Source organism: Kitasatospora sp. NPDC059408, assembly GCF_042751525.1.
GTDB lineage: Bacteria > Actinomycetota > Actinomycetes > Streptomycetales > Streptomycetaceae > Kitasatospora.
Window position 1 is genome coordinate 61,214 of the sequence record NZ_JBHYWI010000003.1, and the last position, 16,229, is coordinate 77,442.

Annotated in this window: 17 protein-coding genes; 11 read left to right on the forward strand and 6 right to left on the reverse strand. The window is 72.5% G+C overall.

What is annotated here, in order from left to right; all coding sequences use genetic code 11:
- The first annotated feature begins 63 nt into the window (after window positions 1-63).
- From ACFXDE_RS03880 to ACFXDE_RS03890, 3 genes are all read left to right on the forward strand, one after another.
- Window positions 64-513, forward strand: coding sequence for an Lrp/AsnC family transcriptional regulator (locus ACFXDE_RS03880; protein WP_380490584.1), 450 nt, complete (start codon window positions 64-66; stop codon window positions 511-513).
- A 129-nt stretch (window positions 514-642) separates the two neighbouring features.
- Window positions 643-1,002, forward strand: coding sequence for a hypothetical protein (locus ACFXDE_RS03885; protein WP_380490586.1), 360 nt, complete (start codon window positions 643-645; stop codon window positions 1,000-1,002).
- 112 nt (window positions 1,003-1,114) lie between these two features.
- Window positions 1,115-2,629 carry a carboxylesterase/lipase family protein gene (locus ACFXDE_RS03890; RefSeq protein WP_380490588.1) on the forward strand — a complete coding sequence of 505 codons (1,515 nt, stop codon included), beginning with the start codon at window positions 1,115-1,117 and terminating at the stop codon, window positions 2,627-2,629.
- A gap of 43 nt (window positions 2,630-2,672) precedes the next feature.
- On the opposite strand, the gene ACFXDE_RS03895 is transcribed toward ACFXDE_RS03890, so the two are convergent.
- Complete coding sequence (locus ACFXDE_RS03895) at window positions 2,673-2,969, reverse strand: hypothetical protein (RefSeq protein WP_380490590.1); 297 nt, start codon at window positions 2,967-2,969, stop codon at window positions 2,673-2,675.
- A gap of 16 nt (window positions 2,970-2,985) precedes the next feature.
- The gene (locus ACFXDE_RS03900) at window positions 2,986-3,696 is read right to left on the reverse strand and encodes a hypothetical protein (RefSeq protein ID WP_380490592.1); all 711 of its coding nucleotides are present in this window, start codon (window positions 3,694-3,696) and stop codon (window positions 2,986-2,988) included.
- Window positions 3,697-4,177: 481 nt separating this feature from the next.
- Here ACFXDE_RS03900 and ACFXDE_RS03905 point away from each other — a divergent pair, with 481 nt between their 5' ends.
- From ACFXDE_RS03905 to ACFXDE_RS03925, 5 genes are all read left to right on the forward strand, one after another.
- On the forward strand, window positions 4,178-5,461 hold the full coding sequence (locus ACFXDE_RS03905; protein WP_380490594.1) for a family 2 encapsulin nanocompartment cargo protein terpene cyclase: 1,284 nt from the start codon (window positions 4,178-4,180) through the stop codon (window positions 5,459-5,461).
- Window positions 5,462-5,582: 121 nt separating this feature from the next.
- A complete protein-coding gene (locus tag ACFXDE_RS03910; protein WP_380435373.1) occupies window positions 5,583-6,464 on the forward strand; it encodes a geranyl diphosphate 2-C-methyltransferase in 882 nt (293 codons plus the stop codon).
- Window positions 6,465-6,938: 474 nt separating this feature from the next.
- Window positions 6,939-8,840 (forward strand): putative Ig domain-containing protein, encoded by a 1,902-nt coding sequence (locus tag ACFXDE_RS03915; RefSeq protein WP_380490596.1) that lies wholly within the window; start codon window positions 6,939-6,941, stop codon window positions 8,838-8,840.
- Between the two features lie 178 nt (window positions 8,841-9,018).
- On the forward strand, window positions 9,019-9,474 hold the full coding sequence (locus ACFXDE_RS03920) for a hypothetical protein (protein ID WP_380490598.1): 456 nt from the start codon (window positions 9,019-9,021) through the stop codon (window positions 9,472-9,474).
- Window positions 9,475-9,613: 139 nt separating this feature from the next.
- Window positions 9,614-10,432, forward strand: coding sequence for an MBL fold metallo-hydrolase (locus ACFXDE_RS03925; RefSeq protein ID WP_380490600.1), 819 nt, complete (start codon window positions 9,614-9,616; stop codon window positions 10,430-10,432).
- Here the strand turns inward: ACFXDE_RS03925 and ACFXDE_RS03930 are convergent, their stop codons facing one another.
- The 3 genes from ACFXDE_RS03930 to ACFXDE_RS03940 form a co-directional block, all read right to left on the reverse strand.
- Window positions 10,433-11,026 (reverse strand): DUF4291 domain-containing protein, encoded by a 594-nt coding sequence (locus ACFXDE_RS03930; protein ID WP_380490862.1) that lies wholly within the window; start codon window positions 11,024-11,026, stop codon window positions 10,433-10,435. It abuts the gene before it with no gap.
- Window positions 11,027-11,071: 45 nt separating this feature from the next.
- Window positions 11,072-11,509, reverse strand: coding sequence for an SSI family serine proteinase inhibitor (locus ACFXDE_RS03935; protein WP_380490602.1), 438 nt, complete (start codon window positions 11,507-11,509; stop codon window positions 11,072-11,074).
- Between the two features lie 100 nt (window positions 11,510-11,609).
- Entirely contained in the window at window positions 11,610-11,993 is a 384-nt protein-coding gene (locus tag ACFXDE_RS03940; protein WP_380490604.1) for a DUF4190 domain-containing protein, read from the reverse strand.
- Window positions 11,994-12,114: 121 nt separating this feature from the next.
- Between ACFXDE_RS03940 and ACFXDE_RS03945 the strand changes: the two genes are divergently transcribed.
- The 3 genes from ACFXDE_RS03945 to ACFXDE_RS03955 all read left to right on the forward strand — a co-directional run bounded on the left by ACFXDE_RS03945 (window position 12,115) and on the right by ACFXDE_RS03955 (window position 15,328).
- Window positions 12,115-13,386, forward strand: a complete 1,272-nt coding sequence (locus tag ACFXDE_RS03945; RefSeq protein WP_380490607.1) for a sensor histidine kinase — start codon at window positions 12,115-12,117, stop codon at window positions 13,384-13,386.
- A complete protein-coding gene (locus tag ACFXDE_RS03950; RefSeq protein ID WP_380490609.1) occupies window positions 13,383-14,108 on the forward strand; it encodes a response regulator in 726 nt (241 codons plus the stop codon). The genes ACFXDE_RS03945 and ACFXDE_RS03950 overlap by 4 nt, the downstream gene beginning before the upstream one ends.
- A gap of 101 nt (window positions 14,109-14,209) precedes the next feature.
- On the forward strand, window positions 14,210-15,328 hold the full coding sequence (locus ACFXDE_RS03955; protein ID WP_380435380.1) for an alpha/beta hydrolase: 1,119 nt from the start codon (window positions 14,210-14,212) through the stop codon (window positions 15,326-15,328).
- Window positions 15,329-15,342: 14 nt separating this feature from the next.
- Here ACFXDE_RS03955 and ACFXDE_RS03960 read toward each other — a convergent pair whose 3' ends face one another.
- On the reverse strand, window positions 15,343-16,158 hold the full coding sequence (locus ACFXDE_RS03960; protein WP_380490611.1) for an SAM-dependent methyltransferase: 816 nt from the start codon (window positions 16,156-16,158) through the stop codon (window positions 15,343-15,345).
- Between the last annotated feature and the right edge of the window lie 71 nt (window positions 16,159-16,229).

The following is a 16,229-nucleotide window of genomic DNA, read 5'->3' on the forward strand; positions in this document are numbered from 1 at the left end:
CTCTTGTGGCGCGGGAAACTCGGCAGGATCGCCATCTCGCCGAGTGTTTGTAGCATGGCCACCATGGACCGCATCGACCGCCAGCTCCTCGCCCTCCTCCTCCAGGACGGCCGCGCGACCTACCAGGAGCTCGGCCGCCAGGTCCGGCTCTCGGCGAACACCGTCGCCGACCGCGTCCGGCGGCTCCAGGCGGAGGGGGTCATCCGGGGCTACCGCGCCGAGCTGAACCTGGAGGCGTTCGGGCGCGGCATGCAGATGATCAGCGACATCCGCCTCGGCGAGGGCGTCGACCGCCGGGGCTTCGAGGAGCAACTCGCCGACGTGCCGCAGGTGATCGGCGCGATGCGCCTCACCGGGGACTACGACTTCCAGCTGCGCATGGCGGTGACGGACGCCCGCGAGTTCGAGGCCGTCATCGACCGGCTCAAGGCCGACCTGGGCGTGCGGGAGCTCCGCAGCCGGCTCGTCCTGCACGAGGTCCCGCTGGGTCAGGACCGCGCGCTGGAGACCTGACCCGCTCCCCGAAATTCGGCGGCCCGCGCGCGCCCACGCGGCTATCGTCCCCACCGATGAGAGCGCTGACCACGACCCACCCGCCGTAGGTACCTCCGGAGAGTCCGGAGGGCCTTACGGAGGCTCTCGATGTCCCGCACAGCCCGTACGGCTCCCTGGCGCCGCCGCGTCCGCGAGGGCGTGTCGGAGTCCGTGTCCCTGCGCGACCTGCGCTACCCGAACGCCGAACTGGCCGCCGCCGCCCGCGAAGGCCGCCGGCCCGCTCCGACGACGACGCGTCGCCGGATCACCACCTGGGAGTACCTCGCGCTCGACTACCGGACGGGCTCGTACCCGACCTGGATCGCCACCGCCGAGGCCCGCGCCCGCCGTCAGGGCCGATCGGACGCCCAGCGGATCCGCGGACTCCACCGCGCGGGCCACGACGTCGACGGCGCGGACATCCCGCCCGTCCGCCACCGCCGCGGTGTGCGCCGGCTCCTCCTGTAGGCGGCGAACGTAGGCGGCGAACGTAGGCGGCGAACGCGAAATTGACTGGCGGGCGGCCCGCGAGGGCGAGATGCTCCGGGGGAGTGCCGAGCCGTCCACCGGAGGAGTCGCCATGACCGCAGGTGCGCCCGTCGTCGATGCGCCGGCCGGGGCGGTGCGGGGTGCCCGGGAGGGCGGGGTGGCGGTCTTCCGCGGCATTCCGTTCGCCGAGCCGCCCGTCGGTGTCCGCCGCTTCGGTGCGCCGGCGCGCGTCGGGCGGTGGAGCGGAGTGCGGGACGCGACGGCGTTCGGGCCGCCTCCGCCGCAGGGCGGTGCGCTGGGCATGGGCGCGCTGTCGCGCGACAAGCCCGGCGATGACTGGCTGACGCTGAACGTCTGGACGCCCGAGCCCGGTCCGGGTGCCGGGCTGCCGGTGATGGTGTGGATCCAGGGCGGCGGCTACACGGTCGGCACGGCCGCACTCCCCGAGTACGACGGCGGACGCCTCGCGCGCGAGGGCGGGGTCGTCGTGGTGACGCTCAACTACCGGGTGGGGCTGGAAGGGTTCGGGCACTTCGAAGGTGCGCCCGACAACCGGGGGCTGCTCGACCAGATCGCCGCGCTGGCGTGGGTGCAGGACAACATCCGGGCCTTCGGCGGAGATCCGGATCTCGTGACGGTCTTCGGCCAGTCCGCCGGGGGCGGTTCGGTGGCGGCCCTGCTCGCGATGCCGCGCGCGGCCGGGCTGTTCCGGCGGGCCGTCGCCCAGAGCGCACAGGGCACGTTCTTCACGCCCGAGCTCGCCGCTGACATCGCGACCGTCTGCGCGGCCGAACTGGGGCTGCGGCCCACGGCGGCCGACCTCGCGGAGGTGGCGCCCGCCGAACTGGCCGCCGCCGGTGACGCGGTCGGTTCGGCGATGGCCCGACGGGCGGACCGCTGGGGCCCGATCGCACACCGGTCGGTCCCGTACTCGCCGGTCGTCGACGGCGACTCCCTGCCCACGACCCCCTGGCAGGCGCTGGCCGCCGGTGCCCGCACGGACGTCGGACTCCTCGTCGGCCACACGCGCAACGAGCAGCGGCTGCTCAGCGCGCTCGACGGCCTCCTCGGCCAGGTGACGCCCGAACAGGCCGCCGCTGCGCTGGAGGCCTTCGGCCCGGGCCCGGACGCCGCCCGGCGCTACCGGGACGGATTCCCGGCGGCCGGCCCGGACGAACTGCACGAACTGGTGCTGTCCGACTGGCTGTTCCGCATGCCGAGCCTCCACCTCGCCGAAGCCCGGACCGCCGCCGGCGGCTCGGCCCACGTCTACGAGCTGACCTGGCCCGCCCCGGGCATGGGCGGCATCCTCGGAGCGTGCCACGGCCTGGACGTGCCACTGGTCTTCGGTAACCTCGACCGCGGCCAGCCGGCCCTTTTGCTCGGCGAGACCGCGTCCCCGGAGGCGGAGGCCGTGTCGGCCCGACTGCGCGCCGCGTGGACGTCCTTCGCCACGCACGGGGACCCGGGCTGGCCGCCCTACGACGCCGAGCAGCGCCTCACCCGGCAGTTCGACACGACCCCCGCCGTCGTCCCGTACCCGGAGGAGACGTCCCGCCGGATCTGGCAGGACCACACCTTCGCCGCCCTCCCGCTCCTCGGCTAGCCTCCCCGCCGGGGAGCGCGCCCTTCGAGGGAACACTGCGCGCTCAACCGGCCGACCGGGCGCGGGCGCGCAGCATGGAGCCGATGTCGGCGAGCCGCCCCGCGCCCGGGCTCCAGTGGTTCTTGATGCCGCGGCGGATGCCGTCGAGCACGGGCAGGCCGCGTTCGTCGCCGCGCAGGGCCAGGCCGGCGGCGGCTTCGATTCGGATGTCGAGGTTCGGGTCGGCGAGGTGGGCCGCCATGACCGCGCGCATCTCGGGGGTGTCGACGGGGGATCCGGCGAGCTGGTAGAGCACGCCGGCCCGGATCCGCGAAGCGGTGGTCGGAGGGCTCCCGGCCACCGCTTCGCGCGGTCCGTCAGGGAGCGGGGTAGGGCGCGAAGCCGGTGTTGGACTTGCAGCCGAGGTTCTCGAAGGTGCTGATCTTCGTGTTCGGGTCGGTGTACGTCAGGTGGTACTTGCAGGCGCTCTTGAGGTAGCGGCCGTCGACCCCGCCGGGGAAGTCGATCTCCCGGTTCCAGAGGTAGGGGGACTGGTAGTCGTCGACGCGGGCGGTGGCGTTGACGTCGATGCCGCCCGGGGCGTAGATCTCGTAGACCCAGCCGGTCTTGGCGGTTCCGTAGGTGGCGAACTTCTGGGCCACCCACAGCTCGCAACTGGTGCTGAGGTGCGCGCTGCTCTGGCCGCCGCCCTTGACGATGTACTCGGCGAGCGGGGTGACCTGCTCGCCGCGCGGGGTGAAGCCGGTGCGGAAGATGTCGTCCACGTTCTCGCGGGTGTCGCCGCGCCAGAGCGTGTTGACGTCGTTGCGCCACTGCCAGCGCTCGTTGGTCGCAGCGGTCGCGACCGGCTGGGCGATCTGCGGCTCGGTCGTCGTCTGCCACCAGTCCGAGGCGCGGTAGTCGCGGACGGGCCCGCAGGGGAGTGTCAAGTCGTCGGCGGCCGCACGCGGGGCGCGTACGGCCGGGCCGGCGGTGGTCGGCGCAGCGGCGGCCGGGGCAACCGCGACGGTGGAGACGGCGGAGGCGAGGGACAGGGCGGCGAGCACCCGCAGAGCGGCTTGCAGCATGGTGAGGGCCCATCAGTTGATCAACGTGACCGGCCCTTTATAGAGGCGCGGGCCCGGGTGCGCCCGGAGCGATACGCCGAACACCACCCGCACGAGGGGATATTTCGTACCGGGAGGACCGCGGCGTGGGGGTCGCTCGGTGTGGGGGCGGAGTGAGCGCGGGGCGCGCGGACCCGATAGCCCGGGAGAGGGGGTTTTCAAACGTCGTAGACACGAACGTTCACCTATTCGGGTGTAGAAGATCGTCCGAAGCGTTGTTGAACCTGCCCGTCCGCCTACGGTTGGGGGCGAGCGAGAGGGCGGGCTCCGGATGGATCCGTCCGGAGTGGCCTGTTCCCTCTCTCCCCGGGCGAGATGACGGCCCGTCACGTCCTTCGCAACCCTTCTCAGCGGGAGGCCCCTCCATGCCCCTGGGCACCACACCGGAGTCACCGCCGGCGCAGCGGCGCCGGACCGGCGCCACCCTCGCGGTGGTGCGACCATGAGCGCCGCGGCCACGACCGAATCCGCCATCGACCGGATCCTGCGCGGCCCGACCGGCCTCGGGACGGCGAGCCTCTATCCGACCCGCCCGGCCGTCGAGGCCCCGATCGTCGAGCCCCCGGTCGCCGAACTCCCGGTCGTCGAGGCGCCGTCCGCCCCCGCTCCGGCCGCCGCGATCCCGTCCGCCCCGGTCCCCGGCGTGCCGGTCCTGGACGTCCCGCTGCTCGACCCTACGGGCGCGCCGTCCCCGAGCACGCTCGCCCAGGCCGCCGAGGCCCCGGTCGGGGGCGGCAAGCCGAAGGTGGGCGATCCGATCCCGGGCCTGTACCACCACCCGATCGTCGAGCCCGATCCCGTCCGGGTCGAGGAGCTGAGCCTCAGGATCAAGGCCTGGGCGATCGACGAGATCGAGCTCTACCCGGCGGAGTGGGAGGACCAGTTCGACGGCTTCTCCACCGGCCGCTACATGGTCGCCTGCCACCCGGACGCGCCCAGCATCGACCACCTGATGCTCGCGGCCCGGCTGATGGTCGCCGAGAACGCCGTGGACGACATCTACTGCGAGGACCACGGCGGTTCGCCCGTCGGCCTCGGCGGCCGCCTGCTGTTGGCGCACACCGCGCTCGACGCGCTGCACACCACGGCCGAGTACCACGGGCCGTGGGAGCAGTCGCTGTCCTCGGACGCGCCGCGCCGGGCGTACAAGTCGGCGATGGACTACTTCGTCGCCGCCGCCACGCCCTCGCAGTCGGACCGCTTCCGGCACGACATGGCGCGCCTGCACCTCGGGTACCTCGCCGAGGCGTCGTGGGCCGAGACGGACCACGTGCCGGAGGTGTGGGAGTACCTGGCGATGCGCCAGTTCAACAACTTCCGTCCCTGCCCGACGCTCACCGACTCGGTCGGCGCCTACGAGCTGCCGTCCGACCTGCACGCGCTCCCCGCGATGCAGCGCGTGATCGCCCTCGCCGGCAACGCCACCACGATCGTCAACGACCTGTACTCGTACACCAAGGAGCTCGCCAGCCCCGGCCGGCACCTGAACCTGCCGGTGGTGCTCGCCGAGCGCGAGGAGCTGTCCGAGCGCGAGGGCTACCTCAAGGCCGTCGAGGTCCACAACGAGCTCATGCACGCCTTCGAGGCCGAGGCGGCCGCGCTCGCGGCGAGCTGCCCCGTCCCGACCCTGCTGCGGTTCCTGCGCGGCGTGGCGGCGTGGCTCGACGGCAACCACTACTGGCACCAGACGAACACCTTCCGGTACACGCTGCCGGACTTCTGGTGACGCCCGACGTTCCCCCGTATCCGGTCCCGGGCTCCGTCCCCGTCCCCGGTGACCGTCCAAGACCGCTTTCCGAACACATCTGATCACCTCTTTTCACCTGTCATGCAAGGAGCTTCGACGCATGTCCCTCACCGACGACCTCGCCACCCAGACCGGCGCCGCGATCCCCGGCCCGGCGACTCCCTACCAGGGCGACATCGCGCGCTACTGGGACCATGAGGCCCGGCCCGTGAACCTTCGCCTGGGTGACGTCGACGGTCTCTACCACCACCACTACGGCATCGGCGCGATCGACGAGGCCGCCATCGGCGACCCCGAGGACAGCGAGCGCGAGAAGAAGGTCATCACCGAGCTCCACCGCCTGGAGTCCGCCCAGACCGACGTGCTGCTCGACAACCTCGGCGCGATCACCGCGGACCACACGCTCGTCGACGCCGGCTGCGGGCGCGGCGGCTCCATGGTGATGGCCCACCAGCGCTTCGGCTGCAAGGTCCAGGGCCTGACGCTCTCCACCCAGCAGGCCGAGTTCGGCAACAACCGCGCCCGTGAGCTGGGCATCGGCGACTTCGTCCGCTCGCACGTCCACAACATGCTCGACATGCCGTTCGAGACCGGGTCGGTCGCGGGCTCGTGGAACAACGAGTCGAGCATGTACGTCGACCTGCACGACCTGTTCGCCGAGCACTCCCGCGTCCTGTCGGTCGGCGGCCGGTACGTCACCATCACCGGCTGCTGGAACCCGCGTTACGGCCAGCCGTCCAAGTACGTCTCGCAGATCAACGCGCACTTCGAGTGCAACATCCACTCCCGTCGCGAGTACCTGCGCGCCATGGCGGACAACCGTCTCGTGCCCCAGGCCGTCATCGACCTGACCCCGGACACCCTGCCGTACTGGGAACTGCGCGCCACCACCTCGCTCGTCACGGGCATCGAGGAGGCGTTCATCAACTCCTACAAGGACGGCTCGTTCCAGTACGTCCTGATCGCCGCCGACCGGGTCTGACCACCCGCCACCGACGCCGCCGACGGCCGCCCCGCACCCGCGGGGCGGCCGTCGCCGTTTGTGCGGAGGGGGGGCTTGACGGTGTCTCCGAGGTGGTCCAAACCTGTTGGCGGAAAAGTGGGTTGGGTGCCCTCCATCGCTGAATCCGGAACAGTATTCCGAGCCGCATTCAGTGAATGGCTACACGCGTAAACTTCGGGTCCGGCCGGCTCGGCCGCGCCGTGACATGGCTCTTCACCTGCGCGAACACCGCTCTTAATCGTTCCTTACCCTTGCCCGTTGACCCGCGTTCATCAGCTCTGCTTTCCTTCATGCCCAGCAGACGGCGGAACCGACGCGCAGTCAAATTCCGAGGGTGTAGCGAACCCGATGAATTGGCATGGGCGAATTCGCCGTCGGTCCCTTCCCCACAAGGGATCGCCCGCGGCCCTCGGCCGTGCCGGGCGATCGGAACGAGAGAGGCACCCTCACCCCATGGGTCACTCCCGCACAATTCGTCGCGCCAAGTACGCGGCCCTCACCGGCATAGCGTCCCTGGCGCTCGCCGCCGCCGGTCTGGCCGGCGCGGCCGGCACCGCCACCGCGCAGGACATCTCCGGGGCGAAGGCCGACACCGGCAACGAGTTCAACCCCTGGAGCCCGCAGAACGGCGGCCACGAGTACCGCCACGGCGCGGTGCCGGGCATGAAGCAGCACGAGAACTACAAGAAGTTCGTCGCCGCGCAGCAGCAGGCGGCCGCCACCGGCCAGCAGACCCTGTCCTACGGCGGCGGCGTCGACGGCATCGGCGTCCAGAGCGGCCACTCGAAGGTCTACCTGGTCTTCTACGGGAACCAGTGGGGCACCCAGAGCACCGACTCCAACGGCAACGCGGCCTTCTCCGGCGACTCGGCCGGCGCCGCCGGTGCCACCCAGCAGATGTTCAAGGGCATCGGCACCAACGGCGAGACCTGGTCGGCCGACCTGACCCAGTGGTGCGACGGCCCCAACGTCGCCACCGGCGCCACCAGCTGCCCGTCGAACGCCAACTTCGTGCCGTACCAGAGCGGCGGCGTCCTGTCCGGCGTCTGGTACGACAACGCGGGCGCCTCGCCGCAGCAGTCGACCGGCAACCAGCTGGCCCAGGAGGCCGTCAAGGCCGCCGGGCACTTCGGCAACACGACGGGCGCGGCCAACCGCGACGCGTACTACATCATCCTGTCGCCGCACGGCACCAACCCGGACGACTACCAGAACCCGACCACCGGGTACTGCGCCTGGCACGACTGGAACGGCGACACGACGCTGAACGGCGGCGCGGCCTCCTCGCCCTACGGCGACATCGCGTTCTCCAACCAGCCGTACAACATCGACGCGGGCACCAACTGCGGCGTCGGCTTCGTCAACTCGCCCGGCACGCTCGACGGCTGGACGATGACGCTCGGCCACGAGTGGCACGAGATGATGTCCGACCAGAACCCGGCCGGCGGCTGGACCAACCACGTCACCGGCAGCAGCTACAACGGCCAGGAGAACTCCGACGAGTGCGCCTGGCTCAAGCCCGGCACCACCGGCGGCGCCGCGAACGTCTCGTTCGGCTCCTTCGGCTCCTTCGCCGAGCAGGCCAGCTGGTCCAACGACACCAACTCCTGCGCGATCTCGCACGCCATCCTGACCCACGGCAACACGGTCACCGTCACCAACCCGGGCGGCCAGACCGGCACCGTCGGCACCGCGGGCAGCCTGCAGATCAGCGCCAGTGACTCGGCCTCCGGCCAGACCCTGACCTACGCGGCCACCGGCCTGCCGGCCGGCCTGTCGATCAACTCCTCGACCGGCCTGATCTCCGGCACCCCGACCGCCGCCGGCACCTCCAGCGTCACGGTCACCGCGACCGACACCACCGGCGCCGCGGGCAGCACCTCCTTCAGCTGGACCGAGAACGGCACCGGTGGCGGCGGCAGCGCCATCACCAACGGCGGCTTCGAGGCCGGCAACACCTCCGGCTGGACCGCGGCGGGCTCCACCTCCGCCCCGGCCGCCGCCGCCCACTCGGGCAGCTACGGCGCGATGGTCGGCTCGACCAACCCGACCGGTGACTCCAGCCTCGCCCAGACGTTCACCGCCCCGGCCGGCTCCAGCAAGGTCTCCTTCTGGTACAGCAACACCTGCCCGGACACCGTGACCTACGACTGGGCCACCGCCACCCTGAAGGACAACACCACCGGCACCACCACGACGGTCCTCGCCAAGACCTGCTCCGCCACCGCGGCGTGGGCCAACAAGACGGCGACCGTGACCCCGGGCCACAGCTACACCCTCACCCTGTCGAACCACGACGACAACTACGCGGGTGACCCGACCTACACCTACTACGACGACGTGACCGTCTCCTGACGCCCGTCTGATCCTCAGCTCGACCGACCGCACCGGGGTGGGCCACACGGCCCGCCCCGGTGCGGCGCTTTTTCCTGCGGCTTTACCGCTTCTTTCCTGCTCAGGAGGGATCCGATCGCGCCCCGGCCGCGTCCAACCGGCACCACAGCAGCCCCCACCAGCACGAGGGAACCCCACCGTGAACCTGAGACGACCCGCCACCCTGGCCCTGGCCGCCGCCCTCCTCGCCCTGACCGGCTGCGCCTCCACCGGGGCCTCCACCGGAGCGTCCACCGGGGCGGGCGCACCGGCCTCTCCCACCCCGAGCCCCGCGGCGGTCACGGTGGACGAACACGCCGACCGCACCACGGTCAAGGTCCCGGTCGGCTCGACCGTCACCGTCCAGCTCCACAGCACGTACTGGTCCGCCCCCGCCAGCTCGGCCGCCGACATCGCCGCCCCGAGCGGCACCCCGACGACCGCCCCGTCCCCGTCCTGCCGCCCCGGCGCCGGCTGCGGCACCGTGACGACGGCGTTCACCGCCCACGCGGCCGGCACCGTCCACCTCACCGCCACCCGCACGGTCTGCGGCGAGGCCCTCGCGTGCGGGCCGGACCAGCGCACCTACGACGTCACGGTGGAGGTCACGGGCTGAGCGACGCGGGCCCGGTCCGGGCGGCCCGGTTCCGGTCCCGGGCCGGACCGCCTCGGCCTTGGACAGAGCCGCCCGGGTGGCCGAGGATGGAGATCTTCCACCCAAGATGCGTGATGCACCCCAACCCGACGGAGATTCCATGCGTTTGACGTCGAGCGGCCGCCACCATGCCGCGTTCGAGTTCGGCGACCTGCGGGTGGTCTCGCTGCGGGACGGGTACATCGACATGTCGCCGACGCTGCTCCGCGACGAGCACGGCTGCGCGTTCGACGTGCTGCCGGGCGCCGTCCCGCTGGTCGGCGGCAATCTGCGGCTGTCGGTCAACGCCTTCTTCGTCACCGACGGAACGCGGTCGGTCCTCGTCGACACCGGCGCGTCCGACGCCTGGCACGACCCCACCATGGGGCTGCTCCACGACGCGCTCGACGAAGCGGGGATCGACCGCGCGCAGATCACCGACGTGGCCATCACCCATCGGCACGTGGACCACGTGAGCGGCCTGATCGCGCCGGACGGTTCGGAGGCGTTCGCCAAGCTCGAACGCGTGTGGATCGGCGCGGGCGACGCCCCGGTGTTCACGGGACGGCTGGAGCCGCTCCGCGACCGGGTCGTCCCCGTGTCGGAGAAGGCCGCGATCAACGACTGGACGACCGCGGTCCCGGCGCCGGGTCACACGCCCGGTCACACGGTCTACGACATCACGAGCGGTACCGGCCGCCTCCTCGTCTGGGGCGACACCGTGCACGTGCCCACGCTGCAGTTCGACCGGCCGAACGTGGCCTGGGAGTACGACGGCGACCAGCCCCGGGCCCGCGCCGCGCGGGCGGATCTCCTGGAGCAACTCGCCCAGCCACGGCGGTTCGTGGCCGGCGCCCACCTCGACTCACCCGGAATCGCCCGGGTGGCCCCGGCCGGCGACGGCTACGCGCTGGAGTACCTCGCGCCGCGGATCGGCTGATCAGCCGCGCAGGTGGGCGAGGAGGCCGTCGTCCACCGGGTACGGGGGCTCCTCGGGGAGCAGTGCGTGGGCGGCCGTCAGGTCGCCGGCGCGGACGAGGCCGTGGACCTCGTGGGCGAGGGCCGTCACGTCGGTGATGCCCACGATCCACTCGTCCGCGTACCGGTGCGCGGCCTCGCCGGAGAGCCCGAGCTGCAAGGCCCGGTGGGGGAGCGCCCGGAGGTGGAGGTCCCGCTCCGGATCCCACTGGACGCGGGCGGGTGCGGTCTTCAACGTGCGCTGCCAGGTGGCCCGGTCGGGGTGCAGCCCCGGCGCGTAGTGCGAGAGGCACGCGTTCCGCAGGGCCCATTCGAAGCCCTCGCGCGTGATCTCGACGGCGAGGACGGTCTCCTGGCCGGCCTTGGTGCCCCATCCGCAGCGGTACATCATCCACAGGAACGACGGCTTGATCCACGTCATCCGGTCCCGCTTCCACGCTGCGGGGAAGCGGCCGTCACGGGCGGCGAGCAGGCCGATCTCCGGCGGGTACGCCTGGTGGACGGTGATCGTCTCCGGCGTGTGGCGAGCGCGGATCTGGTGCAGTGGTACTTCCATCACGGGCCCGAGCATGCCGCCGTTCGGCCCGTTCCACCAGCGGTTTTACGGGACCCACTCGGCGGCGGGGGCCGCGAGGTCGAAGACCGCGCCCGTCTGGGCCTTCATCACGCAGTCGTTGCCGAAGGTCTTGCCGTACTCCACGTGCCGCCCGTTCCACGTGCCGTACGCCTTCGCGGTGACGGCGCTGTAGACCATCGGGCACAGGCCGTTCCGGTGGGCGATCCGGTCGATGTCGCCGTCCGCCGCCGCGAGGTCCCGGCAGGCCTGCGCGGCGTGGGGGTGGCCGGTCGCCGAGCCGTCGTCGGCGCAGTGCAGGGTGGTGCTGTCGCGGCCGATCAGCTGCTTGTCGTCCGAGCCGGCGAAGACCGCGACGTTCAGCCAGTTCGCGGTCGTCGTCCGGGCCTGCGCCGCAGTGGCCGGCGCGACGAGGGCGAGCAGCGCGAGGGTCGCGGCGGCGGCGGTGGTGCGGGGCTTGGGCATGGGAGTGCTCCCTCGGGGACGGCGACCGGCCGGACGGACAACGACTCACCCGCCCCCGGGGACACGGCCCCGGGGGCCACGGCACCTGGTCGGCGGCCGGTCAGTTCCCGGACAGGTGTTGGCGCACGCACTCCGTGTACTGGTGGAAGCTGTCGGGCTGGTAGCACGCCTGCGTCCGGTTGGCGTACCAGACGAAGAAGACGGCGACGAGGCCGGACACCACGATCGCGAGGGACGACGTCACCACGGCCGTGACGGCCGCGCCCCGGCCGGTGCCGGTCCGCCGGGCCTTCGGCAGCGCTGCGATGCCCAGGACCAGGCCGATCACGCCGAGCGGGCCGCCGATGAAGGCGACCGAGGTGAGCAGTCCCGCCGTGCCCAGCACCACGGCCGCCACGGCCAGGCCGTTCCTGGCGGGCGGGGTGTGGTGCAGGGGCGTCCCGGCGGCTCGGGTGTCGTGCGCGTTCAACAGGGGTTCTCCCATCAGGTGGATGGGGCGATCCTGGTCCGCGGACCTCCCGGAGCACATCACGGGAAAGCGGGAAAGGGCGCTCCCCCGATCGGGGGAGGCCCCGGTGGATCACGACCGCGATACTGGTCGGATCATGATCAAGGGAATCCGGCCGCTCCTGCGCGGCTCCACGTACTCGGGTGCGCTGTTCGCCCTCTGCGGTGCGGTGGTGAGCCTTCCGCTGCTGCCCCTCGCGATGCTCCCGGCGCTGGCGTGGCGGTCCGCTCCCTACGGGGCGCAGGTCGTCGTGACCCTGGTGGCCTGGGCCGCGCTCGTGGGCACGGTCGGGCTGGCACGCACGACGCGGCGGGTACTGGTCGCGTGCGCCCGGTGGGCGCTGAAGGCGCCGTTGCCGGATCCGGTGGTCATGCGTCGGCGCGCGGCCCCACCCGGCACGGGGACGAATCCTCCCGTGCCCGCCCCCGCCGATCGCCTCCGGACTCCGCTCTGGCTGCTGCTGCACGTGGCCCTCGGATGGATGGGGACGATGGTGAGCGGTCTCCTGCTCCTCGCCGCCCTCACCCTCCCGCTCGGCGCCGACGCGGGGCTGAGCCGCTTCGGCCGGACGGTGCGGGCGGACGGCGCCTGGTCGCGCGGGGTGGCGGCGCTCGTGTGCCTGCTGCTGGCGGCGGTGGGCTGCGTGACGGTGACGCAGGCGCTGCGGTGGCTCGCGCCGAGGCTGCTCGGGCCGTCACCGGCGGAACGGCTCGTGCTGGCGGCCGAGCGGGAACGGCGGCTGGCCGAGCGCAACCGGCTCGCCCACGAGCTGCACGACTCGATCGGGCACACCCTGACGGCGGCGACGATCCAGGCGGCGGTGGCGGGCGAGGTGCTCGCCACCGACCCGGTGGCGGCGCGGGCCGCGCTGCGCAGCATCGAGGAGTCGGCCCGGTCGGCGCTGGAGGACCTGGACTACGTGCTGGGCGCGCTGCGCGAGGAGGCCGCGCCGACCGCGCCGACACGGACCTTGGCCGACCTGCCCGAGCTGCTCGAACGGCTGCGGCACGCGGGCGCGGTGGTGGAGCCGGAGCTCTCCGGCGAGTGGGCGCAGGTGAACGGGACGCTGTCCCGGGCGGCGTACCGGATCCTGCAGGAGGGTCTGACCAACGCGCTGCGGCACGGGGCCGGCGGTCCGGTCCGGGTCCGCATGGCGGCGGCGCCGGACGTACTGGAGCTCGGGGTGGTCAACCGGGTCGGTCCCGGGCCCGGGGGCGGGGCGGGCCGGCGGGCCTTCCCGACCTCCGGGCACGGCCTGCCCGGACTCGCGGAGCGCGTGCGGCTGCTGCGCGGCGAGATGGAGTCCGGGCCGGCCGGGCCGCAGCAGTGGAGGCTTGCCGTCCGGCTGCCGGTACGCTCGTCGTCATGATCGCTTCGGACACCGGCACGCCCACCCTGACCAGCGCCGATGTGAAAGCCTCCGCCCCTGCCGTCGCCCCCGTCGCCGTCCTGATCGCGGACGACGACGCGGTGACCCGCAGCGGTCTGCGCGTGCTCCTCTCGGCCCAGCCGGGGATCGTGGTCGTCGGGGAGGCCGCCGACGGTGTCGAAGCGGTCGAGGAGGCGCAGCGGCTGCGGCCGGACGTGGTCCTGATGGACGTGCGGATGCCGCGCCTCAACGGCATCGAGGCGACTCGGCGCCTGCTGGCCGGTCCGGAGTCGCCGCCGAAGGTCGTGGTGATCACCACCTTCGAGAACGACGGGTACGTCACCGCGGCGCTCAGTGCCGGGGCCTGCGGCTTCGTGCTCAAGCGGTTCCCGGTGCCCAAGATCGCGGAGGCGGTGCGGGTGGTCGCGGCCGGCGAGGCGATCGTCTTCCCGGCGGCCCTGCGGCAGATGGTCACCGCCCGCCCGCTGAACTCCGCCGAGGCTCTGCCCCGGGCGGCTCTGACGGACCGGGAGGAGGAGGTGCTGCGCCTCATGGCCACGGGTCTGTCCAACCCGGAGATCGCGGCGTCGTTCGGGGTGGGCCTGGAGACGGTGAAGACGCACGTCGGGAACGTGCTGACCAAGCTCGGTGCGCAGAACCGGACCCACGCGGTGGTGATCGCGTACGAATCGGGCCTGGTGGTGCCCGGATTCCCCGGCTGAGACGGCCGGATGGCGGCCGGTCCGCCCCTCGCTGCCGAAGGTCTTCCAAGGCTTGATCCACGAGAGGCAACCGGACGCGCGTTCTCACCGTCAACAAGGGTGTGAAACTGACAGGCACGCCCTTCTTCGTCCTCTCGCTCGTCCTCGTCCCGCTCTCCATAGGCCTCCTGATGTACTTCTGGAACCGGGTGCGCGGGCCGCAGCCGCTCCGGTTCGGGGCGCGGTTCGGGATGGTGGTGTTCGCCCAGGTCACCGCCGTGACCCTGGTGTTCGTGATGGTGAACAACGACAACCACCTCTACGGCGGCTGGGACGACCTGCTCGGCACCGGCAACCACGTCCGGGCCGTGCCCGTGCCGCCCGCGGGGGACGCGACGGCGGCCGCGAACGCGCCCGGACAGCCCCGGGTGATCCAGCAGTTCGGGCCGGTGGACGACAAGGCCGTGCCGAAGGACGTGAAGACGACCGACCTGAAGGGCCGCGTCTCCGGCGTGGACGGCGAGGTCCTGGTCTGGACGCCGCCGCAGTACGACGACCCGGCCTACAAGGACAAGAAGTTCCCGGTCGTCGAACTGCTCGCCGGCTTCCCCGGCTCGTCCAGCGCCTGGTTCGGCAGCATGAACGTCTCCAAGCAGCTGGCGCCACTGATGAAGTCCGGTCAGGTCGCGCCGTTCATCCTCGTCTCGCCGCGCGTCGTGCTGCTCCCCGCGCACGTAGACACCGGCTGCGCCGACGTGCCCGGCAAGGTCAACGCCGAGACCTGGCTGGCGCGTGACGTGCCGCAGATGGTCCTCGACAACTTCCGCGCCGAGCCCGGCCCGGAGAACTGGGCCGTGGCCGGCTACTCGGCGGGCGCGCACTGCGCGGCTCGGCTCGGCATCGCGCACTCGAACCGCTTCCACGCGGCCGTGAGCATGTCCGGCTACAACGACCCGATGGGCGAGAACGACTCGCTGACCGCCAAGGACGCGCACCTGCGGGAGGTCTCCAACCCGCTCTACATGCTGCAGCACGCGCAGACCCCGCCGGACGTCGCGCTGTACGTGACGGGCAAGAAGGGCGACGGCTACGAGGACGCGGTCGCGCTGCAGAAGGCCGCGAAGGCGCCGACCGTCGTCACCCCGGTCGAGGTCAACGGGCCGCACCTGACGTCCACGTGGGAGCCGATGGTGCCGTCGGTGTTCGCGTGGCTGACCCAGGCCGTCGGGAAGACGGGCTGATCACCGGCCCGGGCTCAGGGCTTGACGGCGACGGCCGCGTAGGCGGAGACCTGCGCGTCCGTCGCCCCGCCCGGGCCGGCGCCGTCCTCGCCGTCCCGGTCGTCCCCGTCGTCCGGGCGCCAGCGGTGGCTGGCGACGAGGCCCGGGTCGAGCAGCTGCCAGCCGTCGAAGAAGCCGGCGATCTCCTCCCGGGTGCGCATCCGTACCGCGGTCCCGGCGGCCTGGTAGACCTGCGCGGCGCGCTCGGTCTCGGCGGGGGCGAAGTCCGGAGTGCCGTGGCTGAGCACGAGCGCGCTGCCGGCGGGCATGGCCCGCTTGAGCCGGTCGACGATCGCGTGGGCGTCGTCCTCGCCCGGCACGAAGTGCAGCAGCGCGACCAGGCTGAGCGCCACCGGGCGGCCGAGGTCGAGGGTGTCGCGCAGTTCGGCCGAGCGCAGTATGGCCTCCGGTTCGCGGACGTCCGCCTGGACGTAGGCGGTGCGGCCCTGCGGGGTCGAGTGCAGCAGCGCCTGCGCGTGCGCGTACACGATCGGGTCGTTGTCGGCGTAGACGACGCGTGCCCGCGGATTCACTCGTTGGGCTACTTCGTGCAGGTTGGGCGAGGTCGGGATGCCGGTGCCGACGTCGAGGAACTGCTCGATGCCGCGGTCCGCGAGCAGCCGGGTCGAGCGGTGCATGAACGCCCGGTTGGCGCGGGCGGCGGTGCGGGCCCACGGGAAGACGGCCATCGCCCGCCCGGCCGCCTCGCGGTCGGGTGCGAAGTTGGTGGTACCGCCGAGGAAGTAGTCGTACATCCGGGCCGAATGCGCCCGGTACAGCTGCAGATCCACCTCGGCACCGTCACTGCCCGTCCCCACGGCTCCCCCTTCGCCACGACGCCCGGGGCCCAAGAATAGGTGAG